The sequence below is a fragment of the Lysobacter sp. GQ73 genome, assembly GCF_059758755.1.
The window spans coordinates 221,857-237,762 of record NZ_JCAXEE010000002.1 but is presented as its reverse complement, the minus strand read 5'-3'; the positions used below and the strand labels follow the sequence as shown (position 1 = coordinate 237,762).

Sequence of the window (15,906 nt, the reverse complement as noted above, 5' to 3'; positions counted from 1 at the left end):
CATGAGCGCCACCCCCGGCCACAGCTACGATCTGATCGTGATCGGCGCCGGCATCGTCGGCAGCGCCTGCGCCGAGCGTGCCGCGCACGAGGGGCTGCGGGTCGCGGTGGTCGAGCCCGGCCCGGTCGGCGGCGGCGCGACGGCGGCGGCGATGGGGCATCTGGTGGCGATGGACGACGACCCGGCCGAACTGGCCTTGTCGCGCTATTCGCTGGCCTTGTGGGAGCGCTTCGCCGATTTGCCCGCGGCCGAATTCAGCCGCTGCGGCACCTTGTGGGTGGCCCGCGAAGCGGGCGAATTCGACGGCGTCGCCGCTAAGATCGCGCGTCTGGCCGCGGCCGGCGTCGGCGCGCGGCGGATCGGCGCGGACGAGCTGTATCGGCTCGAACCCGGCCTGGCACCGGGCCTGTGCGGCGGGATGTTGGTCGCCGACGAGGCGGTGGTGTATCCGCCGCGCGTCGCCCAGCACCTGTTCGAGCGCGCGCTGCAGGCCGGCGCGGCGAGTTTCCTGGGGCGCCGCGTGGTGGCGCTGAGCGCCAAGGGTGCGCGCCTCGACGACGGCAGCGAACTGACCGGCCCGGTCCTGGTCGCGACGGGTTGCGCCGTGCCCGAGTTGTTGCCGCAGTTGCCGATGCGCGCGCGCAAGGGCCACCTGGTCATCACCGAGCGTTATCCGGGGCGGGTGAATCATCAATTGCTCGAACTCGGCTATGCCGACAGCGCCCATGGCGATGCCGACAGCAGCGTCGCCTTCAACGTGCAGCCGCGCCCGACCGGGCAGATCCTGATCGGTTCCTCGCGCGAGTTCGGCGTCGACGATCGCGCGGTGTCGATGCCGATGCTGCGGCGCATGCTCGAACGCGCCTTCGCCTTCCTGCCGATGCTGCGCGAGTTGCAGGCGCTGCGGGTATGGACCGGGTTCCGGCCGACCACGCCCGACGGACGCCCCTACATCGGCGCCGTCGCCGACCGGCCGCGCACCTGGGTCGCGGCCGGTCACGAGGGCCTGGGCGTCACCACCGCGCTGGGCACGGCGCAGTTGTTGCTCGATCAGATGCTCGACCGCGCGCCGGCGATCGATCCCGCGCCCTTCTCGCCGGAGCGTGCGCTGCGATGAAACGTGCGAACGTGCAGTTGTCGGTCGACGGCATCGCGGTAGAAGTGCCGGCCGGAGCCAACGTCGCCGCGGCCGTCGCCCAGCTCGGCCTGCGATTTCGCCGCTCGCGCAGCGGCGAGGCGCGCGCGCCGCTGTGCGGCATGGGCCTGTGTTTCGAATGCCGGGTCAGTATCGACGGGATCGCCCATCAGCGCGCTTGCGTGGTGGTGGCGCGCGACGGCATGCAGGTGCAGCGCGATGACTGAGCCCTGCGGCGTGCTGGCAGACGTGCTGGTGATCGGTGCCGGCCCGGCCGGGCTGGCGGCGGCGCGCGCCGCGGCGAGCCACGGCGTCAACGTCGTGCTGGTCGATTTGCAGGCGAACCCGGGCGGGCAGGTCTGGCGCCACGACGTGCGCAACCCCGCAGCGGCCGCCGCGCGCCTCGCAGTGGCGGAGATGCGCGCGCGCGGCAACCTGCACTGGCTGCCGCAAGCGCAGGTCGTCGCGACCGCGCCGGGCCGGGTGCTGATCGAACAGGCCGGAATGGCCCGTGAGATCGAATACGGCGCGCTGGTGCTTGCGACCGGCGCGCGCGAGCTGTTGTTGCCGTTCCCGGGCTGGACCCTGCCCGGGGTCAGCGGCGCCGGCGCGGTGCAGGCGTTGGTCAAGCAAGGCTGGCCGATCGCAGGCAAGCGCGTGCTCATCGCCGGCAGCGGTCCGCTGTTGTTGGCGTCGGCGGCGACCCTGCGCCGGCACGGCGCGAAGGTGTTGGCGATCTGCGAACAGGCGCCGGATGCGGCGCTGACCGCGTTCGCCGCGCAACTGTGGCGCTGGCCCGGCAAGTTGCTGCAGGCCGCCGCGCTACGGACACGATTGGCCGGCGTCGCTTATCGCCGCGCGAGCTGGGTGCGCGCGGTCCATGGCGACGGGCAGGTGCGCGAGGTCGAGGTCGAAAGCGCGCGCGGCGTCGAACGCTTCGCCTGCGACCAGGTCGCCGTGGGCTACGGCCTGGTGCCGAACACCGAACTCGCCGCGCAACTGGGCTGTGCGCTCGAGATCGACGGGCGCCATCCGCGGGTACGCGTCGACGAGCGGCTGATGACCAGCGTCGAGCGCGTGTACGCGGCGGGCGAAGCCTGCGGCATCGGCGGCGTCGATGTGGCGCGCGCCGAAGGCGCGATGGCCGGCCACGCCGCCGCCGGCGCCGACGACGCTGCGCGCGCGTTGCTGCCGCGCCGTCGTCATGCGCGCGCCTTCGCCGCACTGTTGCCGCGCTACTTCGATCTGCGCGACGAGGTGCGCAACCTCGCCGAGCCGGCCACCATGGTGTGTCGCTGCGAGGATGTGCCGCTGGCGCAACTGCAAGGGTATTCCGACGCGCGTGCGGCCAAGCTCGCCACGCGCTGCGGCATGGGCAGTTGCCAGGGCCGCATCTGCGGCACGGCGCTGGCCGAATTGGGTCTGCTGGTACCGGCGACGCGCGCGAATGCCGCGCGGCCGCCGGTTTTTCCCACCCGGCTGGCCAGCTTGGCCGCAGCCGGTTCTTGTTCCGATCGTACTTTCCTTACCGAATCCAAAGGGTCTGTCCAATGAGCAATGCTTCGTTCTGGCGTGGCGTCATCCCCGCGATCACCACCCCGTTCCATGCCGACGGCGCGATCGATCACGCCTTCCTCGCCGAACACGCGCGCACCTTGATCGATGCCGGCTGCGTCGGCATCGTGCCGCTGGGCTCGCTCGGCGAAGCGGCGACGCTGAGCTTCGAGGACAAGCTGGCGATCCTGCGCACCCTGGTCAAGGCGCTCGACGGCCGCGCGCCGGTGATCCCCGGCATCGCCGCGTTGTCGACCGACGAAGCCGTGCGCCTGGCGCGCGAGGCCGAAGCGATCGGCTGCGCCGGCCTGATGGTGCTGCCGCCGTACGTGTATTCGAGCGACTGGCGCGAAATGAAGGCGCATGTGCGCGCGGTGATCGAAGCGACCGGGCTGCCGTGCATGCTCTACAACAACCCGATCGCCTACAAGACCGATTTCGTCCCCGAGCAGATCGCCGAACTCGCCGCCGAACTGCCGAACCTGCAGGCGGTCAAGGAATCGTCCACCGACGTGCGCCGCTTCGCCGCGATCCGCTCGCTGCTCGGCGAGCGCCTCGACCTGTTGGTCGGCATGGACGACGCGGTGGTCGAGGGCGTGACGATGGGCGCGACCGGCTGGATCGCCGGCCTGGTCAACGCCTATCCGAAGGAATCGGTGCAGTTGTTCGAGCTCGCCCGCGACGGCGGTGCCCGCGCCGCGGCCGACCTGTACGCCTGGTTCCTGCCGCTGCTGCGCCTGGACACCGTGCCCAAGTTCGTCCAGCTGATCAAGCTGGTGCAGCAGCGCGTCGGTCTGGGCAGCGAACACGTGCGCGCGCCGCGACTGGTCCTGGTCGGCGCCGAGCGCGAGGCCGCGCTGGCGGTAATCGATCGCGCGATCGCCGCGCATCCGGGTCGCTGAGATGGGCGCGCGCGAACCGGTACTGATCGAAGGACGCTGGCAGGCCTCGCGCGATGCCGGCGGCGACTTCCGCGCCTTCGATCCGACCCGCGGCACGCCGTTCGGCCCGGCGTTCCCGGTGTCCGGCGCGGCCGACGCCGAGGCCGCGCTGGCTTCGGCCTGCGCGGTCGCCGCCGAACTGGCCGCGGCCGATCCCGAGCGCATCGCCGAGTTTCTCGAGGCGTATGCGCTCGGCATCGAGCACGACGGGCCGGACCTGGTCGCGCTCGCGCATCTGGAAACTGCGTTGCCGATCGAGCCGCGTCTGGCCAAGGTCGAGCTGCCGCGCACCACCGGGCAGTTGCGCCAGGCCGCCCGCGCGGTGCGCGAGCGCTCGTGGACCCAGCCGGTCATCGACACCGCGGCCGGTCTGCGCAGCCATCTCGCGCCCTTGCACAAGCCGGTGCTGATCTTCGGGCCGAACAATTTTCCGTTCGCGTTCAACGCGGTGGCCGGCAGCGATTTCGCTTCGGCCATCGCCGCGCGCAACCCGGTCGTCGCCAAGGTGCACCCCTCGCACCCGGCCACCAGCCAGCGTCTGGCCGAGCTGGCTCATCGCGCCCTGGTCGAGGCCGGCCTGCCGGCCGCGGCCTTGCAGGTGCTGTATCACCTCGATCCCGCACAGGGGCTGGCCCTGGCCGGCGATGCGCGGCTCGGCGCGCTCGCCTTCACCGGCAGCCGCAATGCCGGGCTGGCGCTGAAAGCGCGGGCCGACGCGGCCGGCGTGCCGGCGTATCTGGAACTGTCGAGCGTCAATCCGGTGTTCCTGCTCGCAGGCGCACTGGCAGAGCGCGGCGAAGCCCTGGCGCAGGAATTCTTCGCCTCGTGCACGATGGGCGTCGGCCAGTTCTGCACCCATCCGGGCATCGTGGTGGTGCCGCGCGGCGCCGACGGCGATGCCTTCGTCGCCGCGGCCGCGGCCGCGTTCGCGCAGGCGCCGTCCGGGGTGATGTTCTCGCGCGGCGTACTCGACCATCTGCAGCAGGGCGTCGCGGCGTGGCGCGACGCCGGCGCCAAACTGGTCGCTGGCGGTGCCGCCGCGGAGGGCGAAGGCTATCGCGTGCAACCGGCGCTGCTCAGCGTCGACGCCGATGCCTTTCTCGCCGACCGCCGCCTGCAGAGCGAGGCGTTCGGCCCGGCCAGCCTGCTCGTGCGCGTCGACGGCATCGAACAGGCGCTGGCGATCGCGCAAGGGCTCGAAGGCAACCTCACCGGCACGATCTACGCCGGCGAACGCGATGCCGCCGACGAAGCCCGCCTCGCCGCCAGCCTGCGCCCGCGCGTCGGCCGCCTGATCGGCGCGCGCATGCCGACCGGCGTCGCGGTCAGCCCGGCCATGCACCATGGCGGTCCTTATCCGAGCACCGGCCACCCCGGCTTCACCGCGGTCGGGCTGCCGGCGGCGATCCGCCGCTTCGCCGCCCTGCATTGCTACGACCACGTTCGCGACGACTTGTTGCCGGCCGAATTGCGCGACCGCAATCCCGGCGGTATCGCGCGCCAGGTCGACGGCCGCTGGACCTGCGACGACATCGGAGCTGCGTCATGACTCAAATCGGCAGCAACCAAATCGGCAGCAATCAGATCGGCGGCCTGACCCTGGAGCGGGCGCGGGCCGCCCTGCAACCCTGGCCGCAGCGCGCGCCGGCGATCGGCGCCGACGAGTACGCGCAACGTATCGAGCGAGCGCGTTCACTGATGCGACGCGGGCGCTGCGAGGCCCTGCTGATCACCGCCGGCACTTCGTTGCGCTATTTCACCGGCGTGCCCTGGGGCGCGAGCGAGCGGCTGGTGGCGATGCTGCTGACCCTCGACGGCGACCCGGCGATGATCTGTCCGGGCTTCGAGTCCGGGTCCTTGTCGCATGTCTTGAAGATCCCGGGCGAACTGCGCCTGTGGGAGGAACACGAAGACCCTTGCGCGCTCGTTCTCGACACCATGCGCGCGCGCGGCGCCACTCGGCTCGCGCTCGATCCGGCCGCGCCGTATGCCGTCTTCAGCGCGTTGCGTGCGTTGGCGCCGACGCTCGACGTCGTCGATGCGAGCGCCGTCGTCGACGGCTGCCGTACGCGCAAGACCGAGGCCGAACTGGCGCTGATGAAGCAGGCCACGGCGATGACCCTGCAGGCGCACCGGCTCGCCGCCGGCCTGGCCGAAGAGGGCGTGAGCACCGCGACCTTGCGCCGTTTCATCGACGAGGCGCATCGCGCCTTCGGCGCCGACAACGGTTCGACCTTCTGCATCGTCCAGTTCGGCGAAGCGACCGCGTACCCTCACGGCATTCCCGGCGAGCAGACCCTGCGCGAAGGCGAACTGGTGTTGATCGATACCGGTTGCGCGGTGCAGGGCTATCAGTCCGACATCACCCGCACCTACATCTGCGGCCGCGCCGGTGCGCAGCAGACGCGGATCTGGGAACTCGAGCGCGCCGCGCAGCTGGCTGCGTTCGATGCGGTACGGCCCGGCGTCAGCGGCGAAGCGGTCGACCAGGCCGCGCGCGTCGTGCTCGAGCGCGGCGGCCTGGGCCCGGACTATCGGCTGCCCGGCCTGCCGCACCGCACCGGCCACGGCTGCGGCATGAGCGTGCACGAGGCGCCGTACCTGGTGCGCGGCAATCGGGTCGGGCTGGAGCCCGGCAACTGCTGTTCGAACGAGCCGATGATCGTGGTGCCCGGGCAGTTCGGCGTGCGCCTGGAGGATCACTTCTACGTGACCGAGAACGGCGCGGCCTGGTTCACCCCGCCGTCGCCGGCGATCGACCGGCCGTTCGCCGACTGAGTCGCCTGGCGGACCTCGCATGGGCGGCCGGCGCGCGGCATCGACGCGTCCCCGGCCACCCGTTCCGAAGGTTTCGCCGCGCGGCAGACACTTCAGGCACATCCGGGCGCGCGCGGTTTGCCGCATGATGGCCCGCATCCGTCCGTACCCCGAACGAGTCCCGCGATGATTTCGACCCGATCCGTTTCGCTGCGCGCGCCTCTGGCCGCGCTGACCGCTGCCGTGTTGCTCGGCCTCAGTCTGGCCCCGGCCTTCGCCGCCGAGCCCGCCACCGCGACGCCGCCCGCCACCGCGGCCGCCGCGACTGCGCGCGACAGCGAGGCCGGCGCGCGTTTCAAGGCGCTGTACACGCGCGAATGGAAGTGGCGGCAGGCGCAGTTCGCCGGCGGCGACGATGAAGACGTGCAGGGCCAGGCGTCGAGCCGCCTGCCGAAAGTCGACCTCGCCACCCAGGTCGAGCGCGAGCGCTATTGGGCGCAGGTACTGAAGGAGCTCGACGCGATCGACAAGGCCCAGCTGCGCGGCGAAGACCCGGTCAACTACGAGGTGTTCCGCCAGCAGATCCAGAGCCTGCTCGCCAACCAGCGCCTGCGCGGTTGGGAAATGCCGTTCAACAGCGACAGCGCGTTCTGGACCAACCTGGGCTTCACCGCGCGCCGCCCGATCCGCGACGCCGAGGGCTACCGGCGCTACCTCGGCCAGTTGCGCGACATCCCGCGTTATTTCGACGAACAGATCGACAACATGCGCGCCGGCCTGGCGCGCGGCTACAGCGTGCCGCGGGTGACCCTGACCGGCCGCGACGCCTCGATCAAGGAAGTGGTCGACGCCAAGCTCGAAGACAACCTGCTCTACACCCCGTTCAAACAGATGCCGGCCAACATGCCGGCGGCCGAACAGACGCGCCTGCGCGCCGAGGCGGCCAAGGCGATCGACGAGCAGGTGCTGCCGGCGTACCGCAAGCTGCTGGCGTTCATGCAGGACGAATACATGAAGCAGGCCCGCACCACCCTGGCGGCCGAGGCCATGCCCGACGGCGAGGCGCTGTACCGGGCCAAGATCCGCGAATACACCACGCTCGATCTGCCGCCGGCGCAGATCCACAAGATCGGCCTGGAGGAAGTGGCGAAAATCCGCGCGCAGATGGATCAGACCATCGCCAAGACCGACTTCAAGGGCAGCTTCCCCGAATTCCTGCATTACCTGCGCACCGATCCGAAGTTCTATCCCAAGACCGGCGACGAGCTGTTGATGCGCGCCTCGTGGCTGGCCAAGCGCGTCGACGGCCAGATCGGCAACTACATCGGCCTGCTGCCGCGCCAGCGCTTCGCGATCCGGCCGGTGCCGCCGGACCTGGCGCCGTTCTACACCGCCGGCCGCGGCGGCCGCGACGTCTACCTGGTCAACACCTACGACCTGCCGTCGCGCCCGCTGTTCAACCTGGCCGCGCTGACCCTGCACGAATCCGCGCCGGGCCATTCCCTGCAGACCTCGCTCGCGGCCGAGCACGAAGGCCTGCCGGATTTCCGCCGCTACACCTACATCTCCGCCTACGGCGAAGGCTGGGCCCTGTACTCGGAGAAGCTCGGCATCGAGATGGGCCTGTACGACACGCCATACGACTACTTCGGTTACCTGACCTACCAGATGTGGCGGGCCAGCCGGCTGGTGGTCGACACCGGCATCCATCACCTGGGCTGGAGCCGCGAACGGGCCCAGGCCTTCCTGCGCGACAACACTGCGCTGAGCGAGCACGAGATCCAGACCGAAGTCGACCGCTACATCGGTTGGCCGGGCCAGGCGCTGTCCTACTACCTCGGCCAGATGAGCATCGAGCGTGCGCGCGCGAAGGCCGAGCAGGCGCTGGGCCAGGACTTCGACATTCGTGCCTTCCACGATGCGATTCTCGCCCTCGGGTCGGTGCCGTTGCCGGTGCTGAAGCAGCGTGCGGATCGGTTCATCGAGGAGAGTCGCGCCAAGGCCGCGGCGCAGCGGGCGAAGACCGCCGCTGCGGCGCCGGGCGCGGCGGCGAAGCCCTGAGCGGTTCGCTGGAGTCTGCTGTTGGATTCGGCTACGTCGCTCCTCCTGTTGGAGCGACGTGAGTCGCGACCACGGGACGCGCAGAGAACGCGCGGCCGTCGCCATCGAACAAGGCGGCGAGCCATCGCCGGGTAGGAGCGGCGCAAGCCACATCAAAAGCAAAGCTTCCGCCCCCTAAAGGGTGCGGGTAACTTTCTCGTCCAAACAACAAAAGAAAGTCACCAAAGAAAAGTGCTTCTTCTTGCAAGGGCACAAGCCCGCACGATCGAAGCCGACGCAGGGATGCTCCAGACAGGCCATCCATGGCCTGCTTGCGCACGGCCCGCATCCCTGCGGGCCGCCCTCCGGGTCTTCATTTGACCGGCAAAGCGAAAGGGCGACGGCACGACGGATGCGTCGCATCTGCTCTTGGGGTAGGAGCGACGCAAGTCGCGACCGCGCAGCCCCGACCGCCCGCGCCGCCAGCCGCAGGTTCGCGGTCGCGGCTTGCGCCGCTCCTACCCTGCGACAGCACGCCGTTTCGATGGGTGGCATAGGCATTGGTGTGTCAGCGCGTCCCTTGGTCGCGGCTTACGCCGCTCCTACAGGGGGCGGCTGCGCCGCGTTCTGATGCTGGCTTTGGCCGTGCGCGGTATCGCATTTGCGAAGGCAACGGAAAACCCGGAGGGCGGCGCGCAGGGATGCGCGCCGTTTTTCATCGGGACAGGGATGTCCCGTATGAAAAATCCCTGCGGAAGCACCGCTCGCGCGGGCCTGTGATTCAAAACAAAGCATTTTTCTTTGGTTACCTTTCTTTTGTTGCTTTTGACAAAAGAAAGTAACCCGCCGCTTTAGTGGCGGAAGCTTTGGATTTGATCTTGATCTATTGAACGAGAGAAGCGCCGCGAGACCGTCGCAGCGATGTCGCGGCTTGCGCCGCTCCTACCCCTGGCCAGGCTGCGGCAGGCATACGTGCGAGATCGGGAGGTTGCGGTCGCGGCTTGCGCCGCTCCTGCCCTGGCGAAAGCACGCCGCTTCGATGATATGACAAAAGCCACGTTATCTCTGCGCGTCCCGTGGTCGCGACTCACGTCGCTCCTACAGGATGGCGACGCTGCCCCCCGGGATTCAGGCGCAACCTTCGTAGGAGCGGCGTGAGCCGCGACCGCGCAGGAATGGCGGCGTCACTCCCGTACTAAGGTGCAGCTTGCTAGCCGCGACCGTGCAGTGACGATCCGGCGGCGTTGCGCTCAACGCCCCGCCGGCTCAGGCAACCCCCACCCACGCCAATGCCGCGCGTATTGCGCCTGCGGCAGCAGGACGAACACCGGCTGCGCTTCGGGCTTCAGCCAGGCGAGCAGGCGGTGCATCTCGCCGTCGTCCATGGCGGTGCAGCCGGCGGTGGCTTCGCCGGGGGCTTTCCACAGGTGGGCGAAGATGCAGCTGCCGGCGCCGGCAATGCGCTCGGGGTTGTGTTCGATCACGAAACCCTGGCGGTAGCGTTGGTCGCCGCCGGCGTGGAGATCGCGGCGCATCGGTTCGGTGGAGCCGGCAACGGCGGCCTCGCCGACGGTCCTGGCATCGACGATGCGGTTGTACAAGGGCGAGTCGGCGACATCGATGCAGTAGTCCGACACGGTCATCGCGCTGTAGGGCAGGGCGGTCGCGACCCGGTCGGCGTAGCCGAAGGCGGTGCCGATGCGGAACAGGCCGGCCGGGGCGCGGCCGTCGCCTTCGCGCTTGATCGGGCCGTCCTGCTGCGCCGGATGCAGGCCGAGACCCCAAGCCGAACCGGCGCGGCCGATCGTCACTTCGGCTGGGTCGCCGACCGGGCGCCACTGTTGGCCATCACGCTCGAAGCGCTGCAGGCGGCCCTGGTCGGCATCCCAGCCGGCCGTGGTCACGACCACCAATTGCCTGGCCTGACTGGTTTCGCCGCCGTAGCGGTCGCTGCCGGTCGAGGCGCAGCCAGCGAGCATCAGGGCCAGTCCCGCGGCGATGAGGCCGGCGAACCAGCGCGGCCCCGAAGCGGACTCGAGCCCGGCCCTGGGCCTGGCTGGGGATTCGCACACGGGCGAAGGCAAACCGAAGGACCGGAGCATGGGCATTCCTCGCAGCGCATCGCGCGGCATCAGGTGTCGAGCATGTCCTGGATGCGCTCGGCGTTGCTGTCGAGCTGGCTGAGCCGGCCCTGGCCGCGTTCGCACAGCAGGATGAAGATCAGGTCGAGCAGGTGCTGCAGCGCCGACTGGTACAGCAGCGGCTCGACATGGGCGCGCTCGTCGTGGGCCGACACCAGTAGGGAGAAATCGGCGTGGGCGCGCAGCGGGTTGGGGGTGTGGCGGGTCACCGAGACGACCTTGCCGCCGGCTTCGCCGAAGGTGCGCGCCAGGTGGCACAGCGCGGTCTGCTTGCCCAGTTCGGAGAACACCAGCAGCAGGTCGTTCTGGTTTGCGGTGGCGGTGCTCGCGGTCATCAGCACCGGGTCGAAATGGTGGACGCTGAGGATGCCGATCATCGCCAGCTTCATCGCCAGGGCGCGGGCCGGGATGCCGTCCTCGCCCAGGCCGATGATGAATACCCGGCGCGCGTCCTGGACCAGCTCGGCGATCGCGTCGATGCGCTCGGCCGGGTTGATCAGCCGGGTTTCCTCCTCGGCGCGGGCCTTGCCGTGCCACAGGCGCTCGGCCAGGGCCGCGTGCGGGTCGGCATGGACCGACTCGACCGCGTGAGCGTCGTCGTGGCCGTCGCCGCGCGCGACCGCCTCGCCGATCGAGTACTTCAGGTCCGGATAGCCCTTGAAACCGAGCTTCTGGCTGAACTTGACCACGCTGGACTGGCTGATGCCGAGCGCGTTGGCCAGCTGCTGCGAGGAATAGTCGCGCAGCAGGTGCGCGTTCTCGAGCAAGTAATCGGCGATCCGGCGTTCGATCGCCGACATCTGGTCGCGTTCGGAGCGGATCTTGAGCAAGGGCGACATCGGCGGGTCCAGTCCTGTACGGCTAATCCTGTGGCGAAACCGGAGCGGCTCAGACGTCGAGCGGTTCCAGGCCGCGGATCTCGCGGATGCCCAGGCCCGGCGCGTCGGTCACCGTGATCTCCGATTCGTTGAAGATAACTCCCCCGTCGACCGGATTGAACGCGCACAGCGAGGGACCGTCCAGATCCACCTTGGTGATCACATTCGACTTGGCCACCGCCAGGTGGACCGCGGCGGCGACGCTGATGCTGGTCTCGATCATGCAGCCGATCATGCATTCGACCCCGTACATGGCGGCGATGTCGGCGATCTGGATGGCCTTGGACAGGCCGCCGGTCTTCATCAGCTTGATGTTGATGATGTCGGCCGCGCGCATCCGGATCAGGTCGATGACTTCGGCCGGGCCGAACACGCTCTCGTCGGCCATGATCGGGGTGTGGACCCGATCGGTGACGTATTTCATGCCGTCCAGGTCCTGCGCCTTGACCGGCTGCTCGACCAGTTCCAGGCGCACGCCGGCGTCTTCGAGGGTCTGCAGGGCGTAGACCGCCTGCTTGGCGGTCCAGCCCTGGTTGGCGTCCAGGCGCAGCAGGGCGCGGCCCTCGACCGCGGCGTAGATCGCCTTGACCCGCTCGATGTCGACGCCGATGTCCTTGCCGACCTTGATCTTCAACGACTCGAAGCCGCGGTCGACCGCGGCGATCGAGTCGGCGACCATCTTCTCGATGTAGTCGACGCTGATGGTGATGTCGGTGGTGATGACCGGGTCGCCGCCGCCGAGCATCTTGTACAGCGGGGCGCCGTAAAGCTGGCCCCACAGGTCGTAGACCGCGATCTCGACCGCGGCCTTGGCGCTGGAATTCTTCTCCAGCGCGCCCTGGATCAGGCCGGTGATGCGGTTGAGGTTGGCGATCTCCTCGCCGATCAGGCGCGGCGAGATGAACTTGCGGATCGCCTCGACGATCGAGCCGTGGGTGTCGCCGGTGATCACCGCCGTCGCCGGCGCTTCGCCGTAGCCGACGTGGCCGGTGTCGGTGTGGACGGTGACGACGATGTCCTCGACCACGTCGACCGTGCGCAGTGCGGTCTTGAACGGAGTCTTGAGGGGTACCCGCAGCATGCCGAATCGGATGTCGGTGATCTTCATGTGGTCGGTAGGGTCTGGGTTCGTTCGGCGTGTTCGGTGGTTGGGAGAGGCGGCGCCCGGCGACGCTACTTCGAAAGGTGTCGACGGCGATGTGAAGCCGTCGGCCCGGACGGGGGAGAGCAGGGCTCTCCGCCGGAAGCGGGCCGGCTCATGGACGTATACGTTGAATGCTGGTGATCCGGTCCACGGTCGGCTGCTCGCGGTTGAACAGCAGCGGCACCAACGGCGTCACCGAGACGCCGTTGAGGTGCACGCGCGCCAGCTCGCCGGTGCGGTCGCGGAAGGTGATGCCGGTGGTGTCGTGGATCACGTAGGGCCAGCCGTCCTCGTGGCCGACCACCATCATCACGTGGCCGGGGATGTAGATCAGGTCGCCGACCTCCAGGGTCTTGACGATCTTCAGGCGTTCCTCGTGGCCGAGATCCTCGGCCAGTTCGATGCGGTTGTAAGCCGGGCTGACCGCCTGGTCGCGGGTATTGCGCGGCAACTGCACGCCGAAGCTGCGGTAGATCTCGGACACGAAGCCGCTGCAGTCGCGAGTGTTGTAGGAGTGGCCCCAGCCGTAGCGTTCGCCGAGGAACTTGAAGCCCTGGCGAACCAGGTTGGCCTGGGTCAGCGGCAGATAGTCCGCCGAAACATCGGCGATGCGCGGCAGCAGCGCCGGGGAAAACCGCAGCCGTCCGGCTTCGTCGCGATACGGCAGCTCGATCACATGCGAGGCGTAATGGTGTTGGCCGTTGACCGGGCGCTCGGCCGGCCAGTCGGCGAGCAGCGGCACGCGCACGCCCATCTCCAACTGCACGTCGGACACGCCGGGCTGTTCGGGCGTGTGTACGGTGCGTGCGCTCGCGCCGGTCACCACCAGGTAGGGGGTCTTGCGGGTGTAGGCGAAGATCGGCTTGGCCTCGCCCTCGGCGATGCGCTCTTTCTCGACCCAGGCCGCGTACAGCTCGCTGACCACGAACCAGTACTTGCGGTCGCGGCTCTCGTGCACGATCGCCACCGGCGTGCCCGGGAACAGCGCGCTCTCCTGGTAGCGGTCGATGTCGGTGTCGCCGCGCGAGGTGAACACGCGCAAGCGGGTCGGGAAGGTGCGCAGGTCGGCGCGGCGCACCACCATTCCGTAGCGGGTGTCCTGCTCGTCCGGGATCGCATCGAGGGCCAGGGCCTCGCCGAGCTGCTGCAGGGTCTGCGCAGGCACCGTCTCGCCGCGTTCGTCGTACAGGGTTTCCTCGCGCGCCTGCGACAGCGGTGCGATCCATGCGTGGACCTGCGCACGGCGCAGTTTCGCCGGCAGATGTTCGATATCGTGCACCGACGGGTCGAGCCGGTGCAGGCGCCGGTTCTGCGCGGCGATCGCGGCGCGGTCGAGTATCGTCGCGTCGGGCCGGGCCTGCTGGCGTATCCAGTAGTCCGCGTTCAATTGCCCCTCCTCGATCCCTATGACGCCGGTTGCGTTCGCCTCGGCGGCCGGCGCACGCGGCGCCTCGCGTGCGAGCGCCGGCGCCGTGCCCCATGGCGCGGCGGCGAGCCAGGCCGCGAGCAACAGCGCGGCGCGGCGGCGGGAAGGCTGCGGGTGGCGAATGTCGTCAGGCATCGCTTCAAGCTCCGGGCGCGCTGGGCCGATCCCGCGCGCCGTCACAGGCCCGATGCCGGTCGTCCGGCACCCACCCGGCTTCGACGAACGCGCGACGTCGGGTCGGTCCGCAGAATACATACTTCCTACAAAAAATAGATAGAGAATAATTTATTGACCAGGTACGCCCTTCATGTTACACAGCCATGAATCGATGGCCCCCGCGTGGGTGACACCAGGTATGGATCCCGTGAACGACCTGCTGTTTATCGCTCCCCGCGCGAGGGCCATCGTCTCGTTCGCCAGGAGTTGGCGGGCGGCCGTGCTGGCCGCGGCGCTGGCCGTGGCCGCACCGGCCTGGGCCGAGATTGCGCCCGCGGACGATGCCGGCGAACGCCTCGCCGCCATCGTGGCCCTGGTCGACAGCGGTCGTTTCGAAGGCGCCCGCGCCCGCATCGACGAGGCCCTGGCCCGTCCCGGGTTGACCGCACCGCAGCGCCAGGCGGTGGAGTTCGAGCGCGAACGCATGCGCCGCATCCGCCTGGACTTCACCCTCGACGAAGCCCAGGCCCAGGCCAGGCTGCGCGAACAGATCCCCGACCTGCGCGCCGACGAGTTCGCCGCCTGGGACCGCGCCGGCCTGCTCGAATACCTGATCATCGACGGCGACAAGCGCTACTTCCAGCGCGCGCCGTCGAACCTGTTCCGGCTCAGCGCGCAAGCGCTGGCGCGGCGCAAGCCAGGCGCCAGGCCGTTGAGCCATGGGCCGATGGAAGTGCTCAACGCCCATCACGCCGAAGTGCGCGACGCCGCCCTCGCCAGCGGGCTCGGTCATGTCGCGCCGCGGCGCGTGAGGGTCACCCAGTCGCTGACCGTCGACGCCGATGCGGTGCCGGCCGGCAAGACCGTGCGCGCGTGGCTGCCGTACCCGCGCGCCCTGCCGCGCCAGCAGGAAGGCATCCGTTATCTGGCCAGCACCCCGGCGCGCCATCGCATTGCGCCGGAGTCGGCCCCGCAGCGCACGGTCTATCTGGAACAAACCGCGCAAGCCGGCCGGCCGACAAGGTTCGAGGTGCAGTACGAGCTGACCGTTTACGGCCAGTACCGCGCGATCGACCCGGACCAGGTGGTGCCGGCGCCGCTGAACCAGGACACCCGGCCGCATCTGGGCGAACGCGCGCCGCACATGGTCTATACCGAGGCGCTGCGCAAGTTCTCGCGCGAGGTAGTGGGCGAGGACACCAATCCCTATCGCATCGCCAGGAAGCTGTACGCCGCGGTCGACCGCATCCCGTGGGCCGGTGCGCGCGAGTACTCGACGATTTCCAACATCAGCGACTACGCTCTGCACGCCGGCCACGCCGACTGCGGCCAGCAGACCCTGCTGTTGATGACCCTGCTGCGCCTCAACGGCATTCCCGCGCGTTGGCAATCGGGCTGGGTCTACGGCGACGACGGATACACCAACATGCACGACTGGGCCTGGATGTATCTGGCGCCCTACGGCTGGATGCCGGTCGATGTCACGACCGGCCGCTTCGATTCGTCCGACGCGCAACTCGCCGACTTCTATTTCGGCGGCTTCGATGCCTATCGCATCGCGTACAACGACGACTACGGCCGCGACTTCGTTCCGGCCAAGACGCACGAACGCTCCGACACCGTGGATTCGCAACGGGGCGAGGTCGAGTGGGAAGGGGGAAATCTTTACTTCGACCAATGGGACTACGACTACGAGGCACACGTGCTGCCCGCCAAGGCCTGAGCCGGCGGAGC

The 15,906-nt window shown here is 69.4% G+C and carries 12 protein-coding genes; 8 read left to right on the top strand and 4 right to left on the bottom strand.

Going from position 1 to position 15,906, the window contains the following annotated elements; translation table 11 throughout:
* Nucleotide 1 precedes the first annotated feature (1 nt).
* The 7 genes from AC6CH2_RS05925 (at nt 2) to AC6CH2_RS05895 (ending at nt 8,448) form a co-directional block, all read left to right on the top strand.
* Nucleotides 2-1,117: an NAD(P)/FAD-dependent oxidoreductase gene (locus tag AC6CH2_RS05925; protein WP_498268382.1), complete on the top strand. Its 1,116-nt coding sequence runs from the start codon at nt 2-4 to the stop codon at nt 1,115-1,117.
* Nucleotides 1,114-1,362 (top strand): 2Fe-2S iron-sulfur cluster-binding protein, encoded by a 249-nt coding sequence (locus AC6CH2_RS05920; protein WP_435396040.1) that lies wholly within the window; start codon nt 1,114-1,116, stop codon nt 1,360-1,362. Before AC6CH2_RS05925 ends, AC6CH2_RS05920 begins: the two co-directional genes overlap by 4 nt.
* Entirely contained in the window at nt 1,355-2,689 is a 1,335-nt protein-coding gene (locus tag AC6CH2_RS05915) for an FAD-dependent oxidoreductase (protein WP_498268381.1), read from the top strand. The genes AC6CH2_RS05920 and AC6CH2_RS05915 overlap by 8 nt, the downstream gene beginning before the upstream one ends.
* Nucleotides 2,686-3,591: a dihydrodipicolinate synthase family protein gene (locus AC6CH2_RS05910; protein WP_498268380.1), complete on the top strand. Its 906-nt coding sequence runs from the start codon at nt 2,686-2,688 to the stop codon at nt 3,589-3,591. Before AC6CH2_RS05915 ends, AC6CH2_RS05910 begins: the two co-directional genes overlap by 4 nt.
* Nucleotide 3,592: 1 nt before the next feature.
* Nucleotides 3,593-5,179, top strand: coding sequence for an aldehyde dehydrogenase family protein (locus tag AC6CH2_RS05905; RefSeq protein ID WP_498268379.1), 1,587 nt, complete (start codon nt 3,593-3,595; stop codon nt 5,177-5,179).
* Nucleotides 5,176-6,408: a M24 family metallopeptidase gene (locus AC6CH2_RS05900; protein ID WP_498268378.1), complete on the top strand. Its 1,233-nt coding sequence runs from the start codon at nt 5,176-5,178 to the stop codon at nt 6,406-6,408. Before AC6CH2_RS05905 ends, AC6CH2_RS05900 begins: the two co-directional genes overlap by 4 nt.
* Nucleotides 6,409-6,573: 165 nt before the next feature.
* Nucleotides 6,574-8,448 carry a DUF885 domain-containing protein gene (locus AC6CH2_RS05895; protein ID WP_498268377.1) on the top strand — a complete coding sequence of 625 codons (1,875 nt, stop codon included), beginning with the start codon at nt 6,574-6,576 and terminating at the stop codon, nt 8,446-8,448.
* 1,229 nt (nt 8,449-9,677) lie between these two features.
* Here the strand turns inward: AC6CH2_RS05895 and AC6CH2_RS05890 are convergent.
* From AC6CH2_RS05890 to AC6CH2_RS05875, 4 genes are all read right to left on the bottom strand, one after another.
* Nucleotides 9,678-10,406, bottom strand: a complete 729-nt coding sequence (locus AC6CH2_RS05890) for a L,D-transpeptidase family protein (protein ID WP_498268376.1) — start codon at nt 10,404-10,406, stop codon at nt 9,678-9,680.
* A gap of 152 nt (nt 10,407-10,558) precedes the next feature.
* Nucleotides 10,559-11,407 (bottom strand): MurR/RpiR family transcriptional regulator, encoded by an 849-nt coding sequence (locus AC6CH2_RS05885; protein WP_435396035.1) that lies wholly within the window; start codon nt 11,405-11,407, stop codon nt 10,559-10,561.
* 49 nt (nt 11,408-11,456) lie between these two features.
* The gene (locus AC6CH2_RS05880; protein WP_435396034.1) at nt 11,457-12,554 is read right to left on the bottom strand and encodes a dipeptide epimerase; all 1,098 of its coding nucleotides are present in this window, start codon (nt 12,552-12,554) and stop codon (nt 11,457-11,459) included.
* A 148-nt stretch (nt 12,555-12,702) separates the two neighbouring features.
* Nucleotides 12,703-14,151 carry an SH3 domain-containing protein gene (locus tag AC6CH2_RS05875; RefSeq protein ID WP_498268375.1) on the bottom strand — a complete coding sequence of 483 codons (1,449 nt, stop codon included), beginning with the start codon at nt 14,149-14,151 and terminating at the stop codon, nt 12,703-12,705.
* Between the two features lie 229 nt (nt 14,152-14,380).
* On the opposite strand from AC6CH2_RS05875, the gene AC6CH2_RS05870 reads away from it, so the two are divergent.
* Nucleotides 14,381-15,895, top strand: a complete 1,515-nt coding sequence (locus tag AC6CH2_RS05870) for a transglutaminase-like domain-containing protein (protein ID WP_498268374.1) — start codon at nt 14,381-14,383, stop codon at nt 15,893-15,895.
* Nucleotides 15,896-15,906: the final 11 nt, after the last annotated feature.

Coding starts and splice junctions, on each gene's coding strand:
- AC6CH2_RS05925 (WP_498268382.1), top strand. CDS start 2: ATGAGCGCCACCCCCGGCCACAGCTACGATCTGATCGTGATCGGCGCC.
- AC6CH2_RS05920 (WP_435396040.1), top strand. CDS start 1,114: ATGAAACGTGCGAACGTGCAGTTGTCGGTCGACGGCATCGCGGTAGAA.
- AC6CH2_RS05915 (WP_498268381.1), top strand. CDS start 1,355: ATGACTGAGCCCTGCGGCGTGCTGGCAGACGTGCTGGTGATCGGTGCC.
- AC6CH2_RS05910 (WP_498268380.1), top strand. CDS start 2,686: ATGAGCAATGCTTCGTTCTGGCGTGGCGTCATCCCCGCGATCACCACC.
- AC6CH2_RS05905 (WP_498268379.1), top strand. CDS start 3,593: ATGGGCGCGCGCGAACCGGTACTGATCGAAGGACGCTGGCAGGCCTCG.
- AC6CH2_RS05900 (WP_498268378.1), top strand. CDS start 5,176: ATGACTCAAATCGGCAGCAACCAAATCGGCAGCAATCAGATCGGCGGC.
- AC6CH2_RS05895 (WP_498268377.1), top strand. CDS start 6,574: ATGATTTCGACCCGATCCGTTTCGCTGCGCGCGCCTCTGGCCGCGCTG.
- AC6CH2_RS05890 (WP_498268376.1), bottom strand. CDS start 10,406: ATGCTCGCTGGCTGCGCCTCGACCGGCAGCGACCGCTACGGCGGCGAA.
- AC6CH2_RS05885 (WP_435396035.1), bottom strand. CDS start 11,407: ATGTCGCCCTTGCTCAAGATCCGCTCCGAACGCGACCAGATGTCGGCG.
- AC6CH2_RS05880 (WP_435396034.1), bottom strand. CDS start 12,554: ATGAAGATCACCGACATCCGATTCGGCATGCTGCGGGTACCCCTCAAG.
- AC6CH2_RS05875 (WP_498268375.1), bottom strand. CDS start 14,151: ATGCCTGACGACATTCGCCACCCGCAGCCTTCCCGCCGCCGCGCCGCG.